This window comes from Streptococcus parasanguinis, assembly GCF_016648855.1.
Classification (GTDB): Bacteria; Bacillota; Bacilli; order Lactobacillales; family Streptococcaceae; genus Streptococcus; species Streptococcus parasanguinis_L.
The window spans coordinates 93,751-115,500 of the sequence record NZ_JACLQU010000005.1; the positions used below are offsets into that span (position 1 = coordinate 93,751).

Below are 21,750 nucleotides of genomic sequence, written 5' to 3' on the forward strand. Positions count from 1 at the left end.
TCTTTTATGGGAAATGCAAGACAATTTCCCCTTTTTTATTGATTTCTACTCGACTTAGTAAGAGATTGCGGACCATTTGTTCTTTGGCCGCCTCTTTCATTCGTTCAAAGGATTGGTAGGCTTCTTGGAAAAATTCTACCAAAGGGTTTTTCTGACTGGTGTACTGACCAGAGAGCGCCATGCGCAATTGTTGCAGATAGTCTACCTGCTCGACCCAGTTTTCATCGATAGCTTTTAGGATGGCCATGCGCTGGAATTGGGCGATCACCTCATCGGTGCCTAAGATCTCATACTTAGCTTCCAACTCGCTTTTAGCAATCTCCCATAAGAAATTCTCTTTGGTTTTCTTGCTACGGAAGGTTTGGTGGGCCTTTTCCGGATCTACTTGGTAGCTCACATTGTCTAACATATAGCGATAAAAAGCTACCGGTTCCTTGTATTCTTTTTTATGGGCTACACTTGAAAAGACGGAACGAAGCACTTTTTCAACGATATCATCCAAGCGTCCTTCTTGTTTAATCAAGCGGTCGCGCTCTTCGTAGACGATGGCACGCTGAATATTCATGCTTTCCGCAAATTCTAGTGTCATCCGACGACTGGCCTGACCAGAACTTTCACTAGCATTTTGGGCCCGTTCCACCAAGTTTCTATACTTGCGCTTGGTCAGAGCTTTGGCTGAACCAATCCGCTCATCCACATCATAGTCTTGATAGGTATCCTGGATCCAGTCTGGTCCCCAGTTTTTCATCAAATCGTCTTCTAAAGAGACAAAGAACTTGGTCAAACCGGGATCTCCTTGACGACCTGAACGTCCACGAATTTGAAGGTCAATCCGCTGGTTCATCATCCGCTCAGTCCCAACAACCACCAAGCCACCTAACTCAGCGACTCCTGGTCCCAACTTGATATCGGTTCCCCGACCGGCCATTGAGGTCGCAACCGTCACGGCTCCTTTGCGACCTGATTCCTTAATGATCTGGGCCTCTCGAGGAGCATTGTTGGCATTAAGAAGATTGTGAGGAATCCCTTCGCGCAAAAGAAGATTCGAGTAAAGAATCGACATCTCAACGGATCCGGCAAAGACCAGAATCGGATTACCCTTTTCATGGACCTTCTTCACATAATCCAGAGAAGCCACGATTTTCTCTGGCAAGGTCTGATAGATTTCATCTGGCAAATCCTTGCGGATCTTCTTGCGATTGGTTGGGATCTTGATCACTGACATGGCATAGGTATCAAGAAACTCTGCCTCAGCGACCTTCCCAGTCCCAGTCATGCCACCCAACTTCCGAAACATCTTAAAGAGGTTTTGGTAAGTAATAGAAGCCATGGCCCGTGTTTCTTGGGTGAGCTTGAGACCCTCTTTGGCTTCAATCGCCTGGTGGAGTCCTCCTTGCAAACGGGTCATTTCCATCAAGCGCCCCGTCGCCTGGTCTAGTAAGACAATCTCCGGTTGCCCTTCGACATTGGGATGGATGACATAATCCTTATCCTTAATAAAGTTTTTATTGGCCTGCAGGGCTAAGCTGATATGGCGGACCAAGTCACGGTATTGGGGATCATAGAGGTTGGGAATGGCTAGAAAGGCTTCTGCTGCATGAGCTCCTTTTCGAGTCAACCAAACCCGTTTCTTTTCTTCATCAAACTTGAAGTCTTCCCCCTCTTTGAAGGTTTGGATCAGGGTATCAATAATCCCATATAGGTTGGATTGGACCCGAGGAGAACCAGAAATAATCAAGGGAGTCTGAGCACTATCTAGAAGCACCGAATCAATCTCATCGACAATGGCGTAATTGAAGTCTGCCAAAAACTGGCCATCTGCCGAAGCCGTCAAGTTCTCTGTGAGATAGTCAAAGCCTAGACTGGTATTGGTCGTATAAATGACATCTGACCGGTAAATCTCCCGTTTGACTTCTGGATCTAATTCTTCGTCTTCTGATTGTTTCAAGGGAACTCCAACAGTCAAGCCCAAAAAGCGGTAGACCTGTCCCATCTCTTCTGCATCCCGAGTTGCCAGATAGGTATTGGTCGTAATAACCATGACCCCTTTGCCCTCTAAGGCATTGAGATAAACCGGCATAGTTGCCGTCAAGGTCTTCCCTTCACCAGTATTCATTTCAGCGACATTGCCTTGGTGGAGGACAATACCTCCCATGACTTGCACGTCATAAGGAAACATGCCCAAGACCCGTTTATCAGCTTCACGCGCAACCGCAAATGCTTCCGGCAAGAGATCATCCAAGGTCTCACCCTTAGCTAGACGTTCCCGAAATTCCACAGTTTTCTCCTGTAGTTGTCGATCCGTCAAGCGGGCCATGTCATCCTTCCAGCTATTGACTTCTTTTAAGATTTTTTTGATGTTTCTTAATTTAACGTAATCCAATGTAATCCTCTTTTTTTGCAGTGATGTTCGTCTATTCGAGAACTTCTGCTCCCTCAGACGATATTGGTTGAATCGTGAAATAGTGGAAGGTAAACTCTTGCAAACCTGCACTGAGCAAGCGTACTTCATAGGCGTAAGCTTGATCTGGATAGGTAAACAGCAAGCGACCTTCTGCGGTTACTCGACGGGCAACGACCTCTCCAAAGCGATCTTTGAAGACGATTTCTACCATAACGGTATGAGCCGGAGTCGCTTCCATCGTGATAACCAATTCATAATCTTGCTCTCTTTTGAGCAGGGGCAGACTAGGAATTTGACGAGTTGCGCCAAAATTTGTCTGCGAATGCCAAGTTTTCAGTACTTGACCAGATGGCATGAGGGGGTTCTGAAACTGAACGCTTCCTTGGTCAGTCGCTTGAATGGTCGACCCCCAAAGATAATCTGCCAGAACGGTATCGCCCCAGTAGATTCGTCTGCTTTCATTTTCTTTTATTTTTATCATTGGTTTCTTCCAAAGTCTCTTTCCATGATTTCTTTGTACTGGGTCACAAACCACTCAATGATCGGACCACTCGCATCATTGTGTCGACCGGCGCGGCTAGTACTGATAATACGAACCGGCAATTCATACAAGGCCTCTAAAATATCTGGATAAGCCTGCTGGTCATAGTCATCATCCCTCATATAGGCAAGGGCTAAAATCGTATCCTTGAAATCTGCCTGGTCAAACCGGTCCCAGAAGCGTTGATTGAGCTGACCGATCCCTTCTTGCGACACTTGACCAATGATCAACTGCATCATGTCTAGGGATGTTCCAAACTCATCTGGACGTTTAAATTTCAGGTTGGCAGCGACATCCCCCAGGTTGACAATGGGTTTTCCGACCAAGATCGCATGAGGAGAATAAAGAGCACCATAGTAAAGGGCACCAAAGGTCCCCATGGACAAGCCAGAGAAATTCATATCTTTTGGCTCAAAGCCGAGCAAGTCCAAGTGCTGATCAATAAAGGCAGTGATTTGATTTTCTAATTCTTCTGAGCCCATATAGAAGGATCCACCTTCCAGTCTTGGGTCAGAAAAGAGAATAAAGGGACTCCCCATCGCACGCATCATCCCAAACCCTTCAAATCCTTCGGCCGGACGATACCCAGAAAAGTAAATGTTTAAAGGTGGCTTCATATCGCCAGGATGGAAATAAGCAAAAATTTCTTGGCGTTTGTGGTCCCGTAGCGTCTTAGCTCCTACGGTCATCTCTCCTAAAGGACCATGTGACAAGCGCTTATGTAGGGCTCCGATCGTAAGCGTCCCCTCTCCTTTTGCTTCCAGCGAAAAGGCTAGGTAATAAGGCTCTGCGCCGTCCAATTCTAGTGGTTGTGCCATCTCTTCTTCTGAAAAGACTGCATCTTTGACCCACTCTCCCAGAGCACCAAAGCGGTAAAATTGAATCCGCAATTGCAGCTGACAGCTTGGATCTTTTTCATATTCCAACCAAAAATTGATGGGACGACTAGCATCATACACGTAGTTGTAGACCCACTGAGCAATCGGTGTAAACTCTTCACCGTATGATCCATCTAGCTGAAGAAAATGTTGCCCCAGCACCGTTTGCTGGCCCGCAAAATCCGGTCTCACTCGCAGGTCACGAACCGTAAAGGCATCTCCATATTGATTGTCGTATAAAAAGCGCTCTAAGACGTAGAGAAATTGATGCTTGTTTGAGAAATCCCAGGGTTTTGCTTGCTTGAGCCTTAATAGGTGAGCCAATTCTTCAGAAGGCACCTCTAGTTCATGGCTTTGATCATAAAAAACGGTATACGGCTGGAAATAAGCCAGGTCTTCTCCTAAAGCTAATAAATCTTCTGGCTTTTCCAGAATCAAGGCTTTGAATTTGGAGATTTCCTCTTCTTCCATATACTCTTTGAGCGATGGAAGAGTGGTAGCTTGAAAAAAGTGCCAGCCTAGTCCAGCAGGAAGCTCCACTTGATCCTGCCAACTGCTTGAGCCGATTTGGAGAATATGGGGTATTTGTAATTTTTTATCCATGACGTTCTTTCATCCATCCTTCCCATTTCTCGATCAAGCGTTGACCGGTGTATTCTTGAATTTTTTCGATCGAGTAGACCAAGGCTTCGTTCCAAGGCTTCAATTCCAATAAAAAGTGAGTAATCGCCTTCTCTAATTCCTTGTCTCCCTTTGATAAGACATAGCCGTTTTTCAAATGATCGACATATTCTGTCTGGACGCGGTTGACCTGAGGAATCCCAGCAGAGATCCCTGCAATCTGCGTGTAGAGGTTGGGTTCCTCGCTTAAATCTACGATCAAGCGGGTTTTTTCCAATTCTTGAATAATGTCATTTTCATTTGAAAAATTCTTAACTACAAAGCGATAATCCGGTGCGTCTTGTACGGACTCTTCATCGATAATCTGGTTTTCCCCAAGCCCTTCCATTTGGGCTGGTGATTGAACCAGATGCAAGTCCTGCTCGCTAGCGATCAATTCCTCGAGTTGCCCTTCTAATTCCTTAACACGCTCCGGTGATCCATTGTAAAATGCAAAAACAACTTCGAATAATGGATGTTGCGCCAACACTTCCAGAACCTTCTTGAGCTGGCTCTTACTCGGGAGCTCGGCTTCGTTGACATAAAAGTAAATCTTTGATTCCTTGCGTTCCTGACTAGATCCCAAACGAAGGCGGGAGTCAAAAGAGGTAATCCGGTGTGTCTTCTGAGCCAAGCTAGGAGAAAAGACCCCAATCGCTTCTTTGGTTTTTTCACTATCTGTAATCAAGAGTTGGGCATCAATCATATCAAAATAGAGGGCAAAGTTTTCAGCAGACAAGGGCTGACGATTCCCATAGAAAGACAAGACTTTCTTGACGCTACTTGCCGTATCTTGTAAAAAGGCCAAATTTGCTGGATGAGCTGCCAAAACCAACTGATCTCGTCCTGGAACCAAGGTTGCTAGCTGCTCCTTCATTTTTTCAGCGACAACGTCTCCCATATTGGCATAGCTTTCTTTTTTGAAGGCATGAAAGAAAGCTTCATTAACCATGACGGAGTGGTTCTCTTCGATCAACATCTCTCTCAAAACCCATTGCCCATCAAAACTCAGATACTCTTGGAAATAGGGTTTTCCCTCATTGTAGTAAATTCTACTAGAGATAAAGCCACGATCATCTAAGTACTCGATGTAGCTGATCTCGTCATTCTTATAACGGGTCAAAGAGAGAAGGTTTCCATCCACTCCCATATCAATTTTCGCTAGGTGGTGGCCCTTTCGAAATGCCATCACCAAAAAGGGAGTATAGGAAAAAGTGGTCTCACTCGGCCATTCGATGTCCTGAAGCTGAACTGGACGCATGGCCAAATCAGACGGAACCTGTTGGATCTTATCAAAAATCGAGAGCACATCTGTCTCTAACAAATCTTGGCGGTGCAAAAAATAGCGCAGTTGTGGACTATATTGAGGCAACAATAAGATCCGATCCATTTCTGCTTCTTGAAAAATACGAACTTGATTAATGGTATCGTCAAATTCAATGGACTCTCGCATCCAGTACCAAGGGGTAGCTGTTTGCTGCCAGATGCGGTCCGTTCCATACCAGGCTGGTACAAAATAATACATGGTTACTCCTAGAATATTCTTGTATAACGTTGATTCACACGAAGGGCACGAATTTCTTCTCGGATATTGTAAATCATCCCGACAAACATGAGGAAGGTTCCTGGAATCATGGTCAAGCGCAAGAGATCTTTATCCCATAACAAGAGAGAAAAAGGAAGCGCCGTGAAGAGGATCAGATACAAGGTCCCAAAAACCGTCAAGCGTAGCACAATTTTATTGATATAGCGACGTGTATCTGCTCCAGGATAGACATGATCGATATACTCGGAAGCCTTCATCATCTTATCTGCAATTTCTTCTCCGTTCACATTGACAAAGGCGAAAGCAAAAGAGAGAAGGGCGATCATCAGAATGTAAAGAAGAATCCAAATCGGATCTCCCATCACCAAGTGTTTGGCTAAACGAGCAGCCCACTTGGCATTGGAATCCATTGACAAGATCAAGAGCATAGCATACTGAGGAATGGACACCAAGGTCATGGCATACATGAAGGGCATCCCTCCTGCCGGGTTAAGCTTGATATCCAAAAAAGTATAACTTTTCAAGTTGTTGTGGATCCCTAATTTATTGACAGGAATCTGGTACTTGGAATATTCCACCAAGACTGCCACATAGACAAAAATCAAGATGAAAATCACGCCCAGAACATAAGCGATTTCTGGGATATTATTAACATTTGAAAGGGTCTGCATCACGTCTTCTGGCAGGTACATAACCATCCCAGCCATCATGATCACAACAGAACTTCCAAGCCCCAAAGCGGCATTTAGATCGGAGAGCCAAACTAAAAAGAAGGCTCCGGCTACCATAATCATGGTATTGACCGCAATGACAAGCCCGGGGTTCAATCCTGTCTTCAAGGGGAGATACATGGCCACTGCCAAAGACTGGACAATAGCGAGCGCCAAGGTCACGTACATCTTTCGCCGCTCCACAATCTCCGTGCTGGTTTTTTCGAGGTTAAAGCGTTTTGAAACGGTAAACATCCGCCACAAAATCATGGAAGACATCCATGGGGATAGACCGATCGAAAAGATCGACATCCCACGGAGGTTTCCCCCCATCACAGCGCTTGAGAGCTGCAAGCCCGTTGTCGTTCCCTCGTTGAGTCTCAAGGCCTTTGATAAGTCAACAAAAGGCAGGGAAATTTTACTTCCCAAAACATAAATAAAGACGAAAAATATCGTCCAACAAAATCTCTTTCCTACTTCAGATTGTTTTAACATTTCTTTTAAACTTTCTCTTACTCATTTTGACTCTTCCACCAGGGAAACAGCCTTTAAATATGTGCCTTTAGAGCATTTTATCTCAACTTATTTTACCATAATTTGCGACTTTTCCAAACTCATTTGTCACTAATATTTGATAATATTTCAATTTCCCCATTTGGTACCGTATTCAACAAAAAATCCTTCAGATGTTTATCTGAAGAATCTGGTTTACTTGGACATTATTCTCCTAAAGCCATGATGGTATCGACAAATAATTTCTTTGTAAAATAGCCATTGCGGATCAAATAAGAAGTATATTGAGCCTTTCGGACCATTTGGGCATACTCTTCTTCTGTACAGTCTTGGACCAAACGATTGGCTTCTTCAAGACTGGAAGCTACAAAGCCCAGCCCTTTTTCTCGAATATAGTCTGCATTTGACAAATAGTCTGGCACTACTACTGGAAGACCAGCAGATAGATAAGTCGATAGTTTGTAGGAAATATTTTCTTTGTAGTAATCCCGCTCATCCTCAGGATTCTCAGAATTTCCCCAGACAAGCCCAAAACCACCCTTGGAAAGCTCGAGAAGCAACTCTTGCTTGGTCCGCCAGCCTTCTATATGGACCTTAGAATAATCGACTCCTTCAACTGGTTCGGTATAGACATGAAGGGGTGTCTCATATTTCCAATCGATGATATGTGGGAAACGCGACGGATTCCCTGAGAAGATCAGTTTTTTCTCAAATTGCGGAGTATAGAGATCCAAACTGTGGGTCAAATCCCACAACTTTTGGACCACATATTTTTTCACTGTGAGCCCTTCTGATACTAGACGATGGTACATTTGCTCTGACGGAACAACGACCAGATCACTCTGATTGTACATGTCGATATAGTTAGGCATTAGGTAATAATTGCTCTCAAACATGAGTGGTGGAACATCATGGATAAACATGACCAGCTTGGTTTGAAGGAGTTTTAACTTATCAACCAAACGGCGGTCCCACTCAATTCCATTCCAAGAAGGAGATTGAACGAAGACGATATCCCCAAAAGCAACGCCTGCTAAAATCCCATCCATCCGCGAGTTCAATTCGCTAGCTGGTTCATTGCTATGATCATAAAAGTAGATCCCTAGTTCATTAACCCCAAGTTCACGAACGACATTCATAATATCGTTTTGTGCCATCAGGGCAACACTTTTCGAAGATTGCCCGAATAAATTTGTAAAATGGATTTTCATCTCTTTCCTCTGACTCTTCTTTTTTAATCCCATATTTTCTGAAGATATGAAGGCAAACAGAGCTTTTCACAAAGTAACCTTTTTCATATCCCTCAACGAAAACTTCCTCATTCATTATAACATATTTCCCAACTTCTTAGACATTCTAGATCAATAAAAGACCGGTTCATTCCGGTCTTTTAAGGTTTTATTTGCCATCTTTTTTCCGAATTCCTAAAAGGGCTAATCCAGACAGAAGAATGGAAGCTCCTGTAGCAAGAATATTAGATGAAGGATGGGCACCTGTCTCTGGAAGAGCAGGTCCTGAAGAACGTGTCGCACTTAGCGAGCTTGCATCTGATGGAGATTCTGAGTAAGAGGTGTCTAACGAAGACACGACAGACTCCGAAGAACTTGTCACAGCAGAGAAACTTGACGCATAAGACACACTGATCCATTCAGAAATTTCCTGCGATAAGGATTGACTCTCTGTTGATGATGCGCTTATAGAATCTGAAACACTCGTCAAAGGAAATTCAGATACTGGCATGGACGTTGAAGCCGATTCGCTTGCTGAAAGGAGCGAAGTTGATTGGCTATAGGAGTCTGATTTTGAAACAGATGTTGATGCTAGAGATTCTGAATGGGATGTCCATTGTGAAGCAGATAGACTCTCAGAAACGGATCGAGAGAACGATCCAGACTCTGAAACCTGCGATGCAGCTACGACATGAGAAGTTGAAGCCGATTCGCTTGTCGAAGCAGAAGCTTGAACTAATGAATCTGATTGACTTGCTGAGACTGATTCTTGTACCAGCGAGTCTGATTGGCTAGCTGAAACCGACGCTTGTACTAAGGAGTCGGATTGACTGGCCGAAACGGATGCTTGGGCCAACGAATTTGATTCACTTGCCGAAACGGATGCTTGGGCCAAGGAGTCAGATTGACTTGAAGAAACTGATTCTTGAACCAAGGATTCAGATTGACTTGCTGAAACGGATGCTTGAATCAGCGAGTATGATTGGCTAGCTGAGACCGGGGCCTGAACCAAGGATTCTGACTGACTCGCGGAAACTGACTCTTGGACCAACGACTCGGATTGACTTGCTGAAACGGATGCTTGGGTCAAAGATTCGGATCGACTAGTTGAGATCGACTCTTGGACTAGCGAATCGGATTGACTCGCTGAAACGGAGTCCTGAATCAACGAGTCGGACTGACTAGTAGAAACGGACGCTTGAACCAAAGACTCGGATTGACTCGCGGAAACTGATGCTTGAATCAGCGAGTCTGACTGACTGACAGATACTGATTCCTGAACCAATGACTCGGACTGACTTGCGGAAACTGATGCTTGAACTAACGAATCTGATTGGCTTGCTGAGATCGATTCTTGAGCCAATGAATTCGATTCACTTGCCGAAACTGACTCTTGAACCAGCGAATCGGATTGGCTGGCAGATACGGATTCTTGTACTAACGAGTCTGATTGGCTAGCCGATACGGATTCCTGAAGCAACGACTCTGACTGACTCGCTGATACAGATTCTTTAATCAAGGAATCTGACTGACTGGCAGATATGGACTCTTGAACCAACGACTCTGATTGGCTGGCCGATACAGATTCCTGAAGCAACGAGTCTGATTGACTCGCTGAAACTAAGGCTTGTACCAATGAGTCTGACTGGCTGGCCGATACGGATTCCTGAAGCAAGGACTCTGACTGACTCAGCGAAACGGATTCTGACAGCTTTTTGCTCATCGAAATAGATTGTGACAAGGAAATTAGTTGAGAAACCACTTCCTCCGATCCATCCGCTGATGTCGACTGCGATTGAGACACAGAAATTGATCTAGATGCTAAATTAGATAAGGATACCGACTCTTGGACCAGCGAGTCTGATTGACTGGCAGATACGGATTCTTTAAATGACGACTCTAATTGACTCGCTGATACAGATGCTTTAACCAACGACTCTGACTGACTCGCTGAAACGGAGGCTTGAACCAACGAATCAGACTGGCTGGCCGAAACTGAGGCTTGAATCAACGATTCAGACTGGCTTGCTGAAACTGAGGCCTGTACTAACGAGTCTGACTCACTTGCAGAAACTGATTCTTGAATCAATGAGTCTGATTGGCTGGCCGAAACTGAGGCTTGAACCAAGGATTCTGATTGACTGGCAGAAACTGATGCCTGAATTAAGGATTCTGACTGACTTGCTGATACGGATTCTTGTAATAACGATTTAGATTGGCTCGCAGAAACTGACGATTGAACTAGCGAATCTGATTGACTGGCTGATACGGATTCCTGAACCAACGACTCGGACTGACTGGCCGATACAGATTCCTGAACCAACGACTCTGATTGGCTAGCAGATACGGATTCCTGAAGCAAGCAATCTGACTGACTCAACGAAACGGATTCTGACAGCTTTTTGCTCATCGAAATAGATTGTGACAAGGAAATCAGTTGAGAAACCACTTCCTCCGATCCAACCGCTGATGTCGACTGCGATTGAGACACAGAAATTGATCTAGATGCTAAATTAGATACGGATACCGACTGACTCAACGAAGCAGATTTAGAAGCTTTTTCAGACTCGCTTTTAGATGCTGATGCTGCTTTTGATTGTGAGTCTGATTGACTAGCAGAAACGGATGCTTTAACAAGCGAGTCTGACTGACTGGCAGATACAGATTCTTTAACAAGCGAATCGGACTGACTGGCAGAAACGGATGCTTGAACCAGTGACTCTGATTGGCTTGCAGAAACGGATGCTTGAACCAATGAATCTGACTGGCTTGCTGACACGGATTCTTTAACAAGCGAATCGGACTGACTAGCTGAAACTGACTCTCGAACCAAGGATTCTGACTGACTTGCAGAAACTGATTCTTTAACCAGTGACTCTGATTGACTTGCTGAAACAGAGGCTTGAACCAGTGACTCTGACTGGCTTGCTGATACGGATTCCTGAACCAAGGATTCTGATTGACTTGCCGATACAGATTCCTGAACCAACGAGTCTGATTGGCTGGCTGAAACGGACGCTTGAACCAATGAATCTGACTGGCTTGCTGATACGGATTCTTTAATCAAGGAATCTGATTGACTCGCTGAAACGGACTCTTGAATCAACGACTCTGACTGACTTGCTGAAATCGATTCCTGGATCAACGAGTTGGATTCGCTTGTCGATACAGATTGTGACAAGGAAATCGAGGTTGAAACCTGTGAATCTGATTGACTGGCGGAGCTAGATGCTTGTGACAAGGAAACGGACTCACTGACCGAAACAGATTGAGAAGATGAAATGGATTCTGAAACTAGTGACTCTGAAGTTGAAATCGAGAAGTTTTGAGATTGTGAAGCAGATTCTGACGGTGTCATCTTCCGATAGTAATAATTCACACTCGTTAAGGGGTATGAATCTACTATTTTTTTGATCGTTTGTTTGAAGTTGGAAAAACCATCTGCTCCTTGAGGTGTTGCATCTTCTCCAACGACCATGGTCGTATTTTTATCGAGGTATGCTGATTTTGGAAGTTCCGTGAATGGTTTTGGAACAGTATATTCTATTCCTGTTTTCTCATCAGTGTAAGTAACTGTCTCCTTACTAGAGAACCAACCTGTAATATCCAACTCAAAATGTTGGTAATCTATTCGTCTTGGTGTAACATTCAGGAAATAATCCTTGTTTTTACTTTCAACTTTACGAGTTCCACCTAAATCTGAAAGGTTATCCGTACTATCTTGTTTAAATTCTTTTTCATAAACAAGTGTATATACATCGGTTACCTTAGCATTTCCTACATCACCACTACTAACATCATGGATTTTAGAAGGATCTAAAACATAGTAGCGAAGAGAATAATCACCATTTTGATTAAGGGTGACAACTTCACTTTTAATGAAATGCTCACGTGCATCCCCTAATAGTTCAACTCTTGATTTCCCATTCTTGCTATTATCGAACACCCCACTTTGACGATTTGGGAATACGGTATGCGCTGGGACCTGTACATAACCAGGAAATTCGCGTGGATTAGAAGCTGTATAATGCTGGCCTTCCAATCCGTAGATTCTATACTCTAGTAAGGATCTTTCTTTCCCCGTTGGTTCATATTGCCCATTGAACCATCTACCATTCGGGTCCACTTCTCTATAGAAGGTCGATTGTTGTCCCATCATAGATGGAATTTTGATACTAGGATACGTCCTAATCAATTGCCCTTGATTCTCAGGCGTCATGACATCATAAATACTCCGGAATAAGAAAGCCTGTTCCGGAATAAAATTCGTTAGCATTCCAAAGGTCCCATTACCTGTAGAAGGTTCCGAATTAAAAACCTTGTTCCCAAGGGGAGCCTGACCAATTAGTACTTCTTTTGGTAATTGAATATCTTGGCCATATCCTTCTGGAGATACAGTTTGTGAAAAAATTTCAGCCCCATCTGATTTCCGAACAATGCGGAAATAAACATCCATTGCCTTATGCTTTTCCGGGTCTATCTCACTGATATCAATCGACATGGTCGCATAGTAACCAAGTGACTCTCCTTGTTTATTCACAAAGTCCCAAATACCAAATGTATAACGATTGGTGTAGGGCTCACCTAAAAAATTTTTCAACTCTTCAGGCGAAAACCTTAAGAGATCTTTATCTAGATGAGGATCCTTAGCATATCCTGGTGTGTCAAGTGTAGGATCTTCTACACTCGCACCATTGGGATCTTCTGGGTTCGGGCTCATATCCAATACATCATCAGCCAAGTATGTTTCCTCAGCAATGGGAGCCAACTGAGCAGAGATCGCAGGTTTCCCATCTACAATTGTATTTCCCACAAAACCTGCAGCTGTCAAGGTCGTCATCATCTCATCGACAGCTTTCTCCAAACGATCGCGCTGGTCAGCATAAGCTTGAGCACTGGCATTGGTATGGATCAAGTTATTACTTGCAGCCACTTCGGCCTGCACTTTGTTAATGACCGCTTCGACCACTGCTCGGCGATCAGTGTCCGTCATTTTAGATGCGTAATTCCCTGCAATTTCTTGAAGCAATTCAGCTTCAGAGGTATTTTGTTCCAAAACAACGGCTTCTTCTAAACTAGTCGGCTCTTCAACAACTACCTCTGACTCTAGAGCTTGAGCAGACTCACTAAATGCCGTTGATAATGCAGTTGATCCAACTTCGCTCAAGGACAAAGAAGTAGATTCACTGATCGAAGTAGATACACTCACAGATGTAGAAAGGCTAGTTGATCCTGAAACAGAGCTGGATTCTGAAGACTGGGTAGAGGTATTTCCTAAGACCACACTATCCACTTCTGCCAAAGTTTCCTCTTTTGTCTCAGAAACCGTTGGTGCAAGTGATGTTGCATCCTCCGCCTTAGCTGTCGTAGCAAGCACAGCACCACCAAAAACAGTCCCTACCGTAATCAAACCTTTTAAGAAGGCTTGGTTATGCTTTTGATTTTCTATTTGATCTTGCTGCACGTTGGCAATGATGGTCTCCTCCACTTGCCCACGCACCACGCGAAAGAGGCCTAGGGCAGCCGTTGATGCCCGAAGCCAATTTTTTCCTGATTTAATTAATTTGAAGCGTACGACACGATCTGTTTCACGAAAGTTTCCTTTTGAACGCTTAAATTGCATGATATTCCCCTTACATTGTAGTCATTATTCATTATACAGGAATACTACGTAGATTCAAGTAATTTGCTACAAAAAACTTATATATTATCGTTTAATTTTCAAATTTTTTTGTAACACATTAAAAACACCTCATTCTACTAGAAAAAAAGTGAATCTCCTATGAGATTCACTCGAAAAAAATGATTTTTCCTACTAGATCAGTTCCCTTTCTTTTTACGTCGGGTAAGTCCAGCAATTCCAGCTAACCCTGTAACTACCCCAAGAAGAGCTGATGTTACAGATCCTGTTTCGCCAGTATTTGGAAGCACCACAGACTGGCTGTGTTTTTGTGAACCACTTGCTGATTCTGATGCAGACAATGACTCTGAATGAGAAATTGATTGGCTCATTGAATTAGAGTATGAACCGCTACCAGATGTCGATCCTGATTGTGATTGACTTACTGAAACTGAAGTACTTACTGATGTTGAAGTTGATTCAGGTGCAGAGGTACTCAATGATGCTGACTCAGATGCAGATACTGATGTCGAAACTGAAACAGAAGTAGAGACTGACTGGCTTTCAGATACTGAACTGCTCAACGATACTGACAATGATTCGGATGTCGAGATTGATTCCGACGTAGAGACTGATTCGGACATTGACACTGATTCAGACGTTGAGACTGATTCGGACGTAGAGATGGACTCAGACATCGATACCGACTCAGACGCGGACAATGATTCGGACACTGAGGCTGATTCAGAAGCAGATGCTGAGACTGACTCGGATGTTGAAGCCGATTCAGAGGTAGACACTGATTCGGACGTTGAGACAGATTCTGATGTAGATGCTGACTCTGAAGTCGAAACTGACTGACTTTCTGATACTGAGGTGCTCAACGATGCTGACAATGATTCAGATATCGAGATTGATTCAGACGTTGATGCTGATTCTGAGGCTGACTCTGACTCGGACGTTGAGACTGACTCCGAGGTTGATGCCGATTCGGATGTCGATGCCGATTCAGAGGTTGAGACTGATTCTGATGTTGACTCGGACTCGGACGCAGATGCTGATTCTGATGTTGATACTGATTCAGAAGCAGATACTGATTCAGAAGCAGATACTGATTCCGAGGTTGATGCTGACTCGGATGTCGACACTGATTCTGATGTAGATACTGATTCTGAGGCTGATACTGATTCAGACGTTGAAACTGATTCAGATACAGAAACCGACTCGGATGTCGACACAGATTCAGACATTGAAACTGACTCGGACGCGGACAATGACTCGGATATCGATACTGATTCAGAGGTTGATGCTGATTCAGAGACAGAAACCGATTCGGACGTAGACACTGATTCAGAAGCAGATGCTGATTCTGACGTTGAGGCTGACTCAGATGTAGATACCGATTCAGACATTGAGACTGATTCAGAAGTTGACGCCGACTCGGACGCAGATGCTGATTCGGACGTTGACACTGATTCTGACGTTGATGCTGACTCAGATGTCGAGATTGATTCCGACGTAGAGACTGATTCTGACGTTGACACTGATTCAGACGTTGATGCTGACTCAGATGTAGATACTGATTCCGAGGTTGATGCTGACTCGGATGTCGACACTGATTCTGATGTAGATACTGATTCTGAGGCTGATACTGATTCAGACATTGAAACTGACTCGGACGCGGACAATGACTCGGATATCGATACTGATTCTGAGGTTGAGACCGATTCAGAGACAGAAACCGATTCGGACGTTGACACTGATTCAGACGTTGATGCTGACTCAGATGTAGATACCGATTCAGACGTTGAGACTGATTCTGAGGTTGAGACCGATTCAGAGACTGAAACTGACTCAGATGTCGATGCTGACTCAGATGTAGATACTGATTCAGAAATAGACACTGATTCTGAAGTTGAGACCGATTCTGACGTTGATGCTGATTCGGAAGTAGACACTGATTCAGATGCTGACACTGATTCTGACGTTGAGGCTGACTCAGATGCAGAAGCTGATTCGGATGTAGACGCCGATTCAGAAGTTGAAACTGACTCAGATGCCGATACTGATTCAGACGTTGACGCTGACTCTGATACTGACTCGGACGTTGAAACTGACTCGGACGTAGACACTGATTCTGACGTAGACACTGATTCTGAGGCTGAAACTGACTCGGAAGTCGACACCGATCCTGAGGTTGACACTGATTCTGATGCAGATGCCGATTCAGAAGTAGACACTGATTCTGAGGCTGACACTGATTCTGAGGCTGACACTGATTCTGATGTTGATACTGATTCAGACGCTGACTCAGATGTTGAGACAGACTCAGATGTTGAGACTGATTCGGATGTAGATGCAGATTCGGACGTTGAAACCGACTCAGACGTCGATACAGATTCAGACGTCGATACCGATTCAGACGTTGAGACTGATTCGGATGTTGAAACTGATTCTGATGTTGATACAGATTCAGAGGTTGAGACTGATTCGGATGTAGATGCTGACTCTGATATCGAGAGTGATTCAGAAGCAGATGCAGATTCGGATGTTGAAACTGACTCAGACGCAGAAGCTGATTCGGATGTTGATGCCGATTCTGATGTCGATACCGACTCGGATGTTGACACTGATTCGGATGTTGAAACTGACTCGGACGTTGATACAGATTCTGATGTAGATGCTGACTCAGATGTTGAGACTGACTCGGACGTAGACACCGATTCAGAGGTTGATACTGATTCAGACGTTGAAACTGACTCAGAGGTCGATACTAATTCTGAAGTTGACGCTGACTCGGACGTAGACACCGATTCAGAGGTTGATACTGATTCAGACGTTGACGCTGACTCAGATGCAGAAACTGATTCTGATGTAGATGCCGATTCAGAAGTCGAGACTGATTCGGACGTTGATACTGAATCAGATGCTGACACTGATTCAGACGCTGACACTGATTCAGACGCTGACTCAGATGTTGAGACTGACTCGGACGCAGATGCTGACTCAGATGTTGAGACTGATTCTGATGTTGATACTGATTCGGATGTAGATGCAGATTCGGACATCGATACCGATTCAGACGTTGATACTGACTCGGACGCAGATGCTGACTCAGACGTTGATACAGATTCCGATGTAGACGCTGACTCGGATGTTGAGACTGACTCAGAAGTTGACGCTGACTCGGATGTAGATGCCGATTCTGATGTCGAAACTGATTCTGATGTTGAGACTGATTCTGAAGCAGATGCTGAGACTGACTCAGACGTTGAGACTGATTCTGATGTTGAAACTGACTCAGAAGCAGACGCTGATTCGGACGCCGAAACGGATTCCGAGGTTGAGACTGACTCAGACGTTGAAACTGACTCGGATGTTGAAACGGATTCAGACGTAGATACTGATTCAGACGTAGATACTGATTCAGATACAGAAACCGACTCGGATGTCGACACCGATTCAGACGTAGACACTGATTCGGATGTTGATACTGATTCGGATGTAGATGCAGATTCGAACATCGATACCGATTCAGACGTTGATACTGACTCGGACGCAGATGCTGACTCAGACGTTGATACAGATTCCGATGTAGACGCTGACTCGGATGTTGAGACTGACTCAGAAGTTGACGCTGACTCGGATGTTGAGACTGACTCAGAAGTTGACGCTGACTCGGATGCTGAAACTGATTCTGAGGTTGACACCGATTCAGATGCTGAGACTGATTCTGAGGTTGAGACCGATTCGGACATTGATACAGACTCGGATGTCGACACTGATTCAGACGTTGAAACTGACTCGGACGTTGAGACTGATTCGGATATTGACACTGATTCAGAAGTCGAAACGGACTCTGATACTGATTCAGATACAGAAACAGACTCGGAAGTCGACACCGATTCAGAGGTAGAAACCGACACCGAAGTTGAGGCTGATTGACTCTCTAATACGGAAGTGCTCAACGATGCTGATTTTCTAGCGGACTCACTCAAAGATACTGATGCAGACTCAGACTGCGATTGACTCACTGATTTTGAAGCCGACTCGCGAGTCGATTGACTTAGTGACTCTGATACCGACTGTGAAAGCGATGCTGATACTGACTGACTCACTGAAACAGAGGCGCTCGTTAAAGCGGATGTCGAACTTGAGACAGACTGGCTAACCACTTTGGATACACTTGCTGATACCGAAGCAGACTGCAAGGCACTGACACTTGCGGATGCTGATTCCGAAACTTTCACAGATTCAGATTTTCTTGTCGATACAGATTGACTCGTTGAAGCGGATTGAGATTGAGAAACCTCCTTGCTCAACGATTGACTGCGAGATAGACTTGCTTGAGCTGAGACACTTGCAGAAGCTGATTGACTTAGTGAAGCTGACAAACTTTGTGAGCGAACCGAGCTCAGTGACTGGCTCAATGAAACGCTCTGCTGAGCCGATACGCTCTGTGATTGCTTCGCACTTAAAGACTGACTGATCGATTGCGAAGTCTTCGTAGACGCACTCTGACTGTTTGATACAGACTGACTGTGATCGCTATCTGACAGTTTCACCGCTACGACATTGGTCGTACTATCTTTATAAGTAATGGTGACTGTACCATCACTATTAACCGTATAGGACTTAATCCGGTTGGCTACCTCTGGATTAACAGCCGACACAGCAGCAATCACCTTGCTCTTATCTGTATCTGTCAATGCAGTTAGACTCGTCACCTGAATAGTGCTTGTCGGCGCCACACCTGGCGTACGATCAGCGAGACGCCCCTGAGTAATTCGAATTTCACCCAAACCATTTGGACGGTTCATATTGGACGCATTGTCAATAGCCGCGACGTTGCGTTGCCATGTATTCCGGTAGGTATGGTAAAGGTCATCCTTCAGATGAATGGTCGTTGTGATGGTTGCAGGGTTCGCACTGGTAGCCGTAATATCTCCCGTGATAGGAGCAATATCACCTGTTCCATACTGGCTGCCACCAAAGAAATTCCCGTTCAAAGCATTGTCGTTCAGATCCGCTCGTGCAACGACTTTCATTTCTTTCAACTTGCCACTGTCATCAGTAGCTGTAAAGGTCACAACCGCATCATCACCAGCGTAAATAGTATAATTCTTCCCACCACCTTCAAGAGGGGTTGATTTCGGTTCCACACCATCGACAGTCAACTTGGCCGTCACTTCAGGACGCGTTCCGTCAGTTACAGCCACGGAATTACTGGCATCTGAATACACCGCATAATCACCATACATGATGCGAGCTTTGGCTGTTACACCACCCGTTTGTAACTTAACAGTCGGCGTCACAATCGCTTGACCCGAAGCATCTGCCACAGCTGTTCCCACTTCGTCGTCATTATTGTATAGAACGACTGTAGAACCTGGCTCAGCTCCCGTCACCGTTACAGGCGTCTGTGTGTAAGCCTTATCCAATAATCTCGTTTCAACAGTTGGTGCTGCAAGTCGCTTCACTGGAGCCGTCACATCATTTGTAGTGTTATCTTTATAGGTAATGGTCACCACACCAGATGATGAAACTGAATAAGATTTAAAGTCCTTTGAAGTCGCAATATTTGGATTAGTAGCTTTAAACGCTTCCCAAACCTTATCTTTTTCAGCCTGGGCCAAGTTAGTAGTATCATTAACAAAAGTCGCTGTCGTCACAGCCGTAATCGGATTACGAATACCATCATTTTGCGGCAAAACCTGGATTCGTAGCGTTCGTGTCACTGACTGATTAGCCGTATTGGTCACTACAAAAGAAACATTATAAATTTTCCCAGGCGTTACGACCTCTGTCTGGCCAACAGTCCCCACGATATTAAAGACAGCTGCACTATTTTTCAAGGCCGATGTTTGCGGAACATAAATGCCATTCACACGATCGCTACCAGAAGCGTAGCCAATGCTCTTAATATTATTTCGTGTAGGATTGGTTTCAACAACCTTATAAACCTGATTGATGTAATCAGAGTTATACACAGAAATCAAGGCATTATTGGCTAGCCCTAAATTATACTGAGGCGCACGGAGACTGGTATCTGTGTCAATACGGTTCCCGTTACGCGGATCACGCTGACCAGATGTCGCACGAAGCACCGCATTGACCAAGCGATTGCGAGCACTCTTTGCTTGACTTTCTAAGGCATCGATTTGAATTGCGGGATTGGACAAGCCTGTACGAATAGCTTCTAAAGCCAGATCTCCATTTTCAATAGCAGATTCTGTCCCAGGGATTTCCAGAGCCTGTGCACGATAAGTGTATAAATCCAAAGCCAAGACCTGCAGACGCTTCACCTGCTCCTCCGAGTGAGTTGTCTGAGCCTCTGCTACTTTCTCACTCGTTTCAGAAGTAGCTACATGAATAGTATTATTCTCTGAGAGAGTGCTACTAGCGATTTCTGAAGTGGACGGACTCATTGATGCACTGACAACATGAGATTCGCTCAAAGATACCGATTGAGACAGAGAAAGGCTGTCACTAGCTGACTCTGAAAATGAGATAGATTCACTTATAGATTGACTGGCTGACACAGAATCTGAGTTTGACGTCGTCCCCAATACAAGACTATCCGAACCCGCTACACCGGTCGATGGGCTGATTTCAGACCCAACAGTCGCATTCATTTCATTTTCCTCAGCAAATACTGGATTGGCAACCGTTGTCGCCCCAGCCAGAGCACCTAGCACAACCATCCCTTTGACCAGATCTGCAGGCATAGAGTGTGATGATGCTTCATATTGAACCACGATATTTTCATCCACACCAGCTCGCATGACACGAAATAGGCCTAACCGCGAGACAGATGCCCTTACCCAATTCTTTCCTGATTTGATTAATTTATAACGTGTGATTCGTTCCGTTTCACGAAACTCACCCTTCGAACGTTTGAAAAACATGTCCGCTCCTTAAAAATAAGATATCGAGTTATTATACACTAATTTTCCCCAAAAGTAACTCATTAAGACTAGTTTTTAACATAAAAAACAGCACACAAAAAGAGAACCCGGAGGTTCTCTTTTTGGATCCTTTTTCATTTCCCACATACCTGAAATGACCGAATCAAATTAGGATAGAAGATTATTTTTCATCTTCCTTTTTGCGACGTCCAAGTGCTGCAACCCCTGCAACCCCTGCAACTGCTCCAAGAAGAGCTGAAGCTACAGATCCTGTTTCACCAGTATTTGGAAGTTGTTCAAGAGCTGGAGCTGGTTGAGCTGGTTGCTCAGAAACTGGGTTCACTGGTGTATTAGGTGTTGGATCTACCGGTGTGTTTGGTGTTGGATCCATTGGTTTATTAGGTGTTGGATCTACCGGTGTATTTGGTGTTGGAGTTGGTGGCACTGGAGTGTTTGGTGTTGGAACGTTTGGAGTCTTCACAAGTTTGTAAACATAAGTAACGTTCTTATCACCTTCGATGACTTTACCAGTTGTTGGGTCAGTTGTTGTCAAGTGACCTTCACCGTCAACTTTACCTACTGGGTAGTTACCTTGTGGTACCAATTCATAGACTTTACCATCTGCAGTTGTGATTGTCTTAGGACGGTTATCCACAACTGTATCGTAGTCTTTACCTACTGGTTGGTCTAACTCATCTGTTACTGATTGTTTAATTGTGTTACCTTCAGTATCTTTGTAGT

Annotated in this window: 10 protein-coding genes and 2 pseudogenes; 1 reads left to right on the plus strand and 11 read right to left on the minus strand. The window is 44.5% G+C overall.

Features of this window, described 5'->3' with window-relative positions; genetic code table 11:
• Positions 1-4: 4 nt before the first annotated feature.
• From secA2 to H7T92_RS10570, 8 genes are all read right to left on the minus strand, one after another.
• Positions 5-2,389 carry an accessory Sec system translocase SecA2 gene (gene secA2 / locus H7T92_RS04835; RefSeq protein WP_080934963.1) on the minus strand — a complete coding sequence of 795 codons (2,385 nt, stop codon included), beginning with the start codon at positions 2,387-2,389 and terminating at the stop codon, positions 5-7.
• Positions 2,390-2,414: 25 nt separating this feature from the next.
• Entirely contained in the window at positions 2,415-2,885 is a 471-nt protein-coding gene (asp3, locus tag H7T92_RS04840; RefSeq protein ID WP_045759953.1) for an accessory Sec system protein Asp3, read from the minus strand.
• Positions 2,882-4,426, minus strand: coding sequence for an accessory Sec system protein Asp2 (gene asp2, locus H7T92_RS04845; protein ID WP_155200147.1), 1,545 nt, complete (start codon positions 4,424-4,426; stop codon positions 2,882-2,884). Before asp2 ends, asp3 begins: the two co-directional genes overlap by 4 nt.
• Complete coding sequence (gene asp1, locus H7T92_RS04850; protein WP_155200148.1) at positions 4,419-6,008, minus strand: accessory Sec system protein Asp1; 1,590 nt, start codon at positions 6,006-6,008, stop codon at positions 4,419-4,421. The genes asp2 and asp1 overlap by 8 nt, the downstream gene beginning before the upstream one ends.
• An 8-nt stretch (positions 6,009-6,016) precedes the next feature.
• A complete protein-coding gene (gene secY2 / locus H7T92_RS04855; RefSeq protein ID WP_155170302.1) occupies positions 6,017-7,234 on the minus strand; it encodes an accessory Sec system protein translocase subunit SecY2 in 1,218 nt (405 codons plus the stop codon).
• Between the two features lie 224 nt (positions 7,235-7,458).
• Positions 7,459-8,463, minus strand: a complete 1,005-nt coding sequence (locus H7T92_RS04860) for a sugar transferase (RefSeq protein WP_155200149.1) — start codon at positions 8,461-8,463, stop codon at positions 7,459-7,461.
• Positions 8,464-8,650: 187 nt separating this feature from the next.
• Entirely contained in the window at positions 8,651-14,104 is a 5,454-nt protein-coding gene (locus H7T92_RS04865; RefSeq protein ID WP_201037232.1) for an accessory Sec-dependent serine-rich glycoprotein adhesin, read from the minus strand.
• 197 nt (positions 14,105-14,301) lie between these two features.
• Positions 14,302-14,463: an LPXTG cell wall anchor domain-containing protein gene (locus H7T92_RS10570; RefSeq protein ID WP_311638115.1), complete on the minus strand. Its 162-nt coding sequence runs from the start codon at positions 14,461-14,463 to the stop codon at positions 14,302-14,304.
• 322 nt (positions 14,464-14,785) lie between these two features.
• Between H7T92_RS10570 and H7T92_RS10575 the strand changes: the two genes are divergently transcribed.
• Complete coding sequence (locus tag H7T92_RS10575; RefSeq protein WP_311626298.1) at positions 14,786-14,962, plus strand: hypothetical protein; 177 nt, start codon at positions 14,786-14,788, stop codon at positions 14,960-14,962.
• A gap of 518 nt (positions 14,963-15,480) precedes the next feature.
• Here H7T92_RS10575 and H7T92_RS10560 read toward each other — a convergent pair.
• The 3 genes and pseudogenes from H7T92_RS10560 to H7T92_RS10415 all read right to left on the minus strand — a co-directional run.
• Positions 15,481-20,412, minus strand: a pseudogene (locus tag H7T92_RS10560) (accessory Sec-dependent serine-rich glycoprotein adhesin); the annotation flags it as partial.
• A gap of 366 nt (positions 20,413-20,778) precedes the next feature.
• A pseudogene (locus tag H7T92_RS10580) lies at positions 20,779-21,009 on the minus strand (accessory Sec-dependent serine-rich glycoprotein adhesin); the annotation flags it as partial.
• A gap of 181 nt (positions 21,010-21,190) precedes the next feature.
• Positions 21,191-21,750: LPXTG cell wall anchor domain-containing protein (locus tag H7T92_RS10415; protein WP_260314285.1), on the minus strand; the 560-nt coding region annotated here is incomplete at its 5' end.

Excerpts from the sequence above, each read along its gene's own strand:
- H7T92_RS04865 (WP_201037232.1), bottom strand. The coding sequence starts at position 14,104 with ATGCAATTTAAGCGTTCAAAAGGAAACTTTCGTGAAACAGATCGTGTC.
- asp2 (WP_155200147.1), bottom strand. The coding sequence starts at position 4,426 with ATGGATAAAAAATTACAAATACCCCATATTCTCCAAATCGGCTCAAGC.
- H7T92_RS04860 (WP_155200149.1), bottom strand. The coding sequence starts at position 8,463 with ATGAAAATCCATTTTACAAATTTATTCGGGCAATCTTCGAAAAGTGTT.
- secY2 (WP_155170302.1), bottom strand. The coding sequence starts at position 7,234 with ATGTTAAAACAATCTGAAGTAGGAAAGAGATTTTGTTGGACGATATTT.
- asp1 (WP_155200148.1), bottom strand. The coding sequence starts at position 6,008 with ATGTATTATTTTGTACCAGCCTGGTATGGAACGGACCGCATCTGGCAG.
- H7T92_RS10575 (WP_311626298.1), top strand. The coding sequence starts at position 14,786 with ATGGACTCAGACATCGATACCGACTCAGACGCGGACAATGATTCGGAC.
- asp3 (WP_045759953.1), bottom strand. The coding sequence starts at position 2,885 with ATGATAAAAATAAAAGAAAATGAAAGCAGACGAATCTACTGGGGCGAT.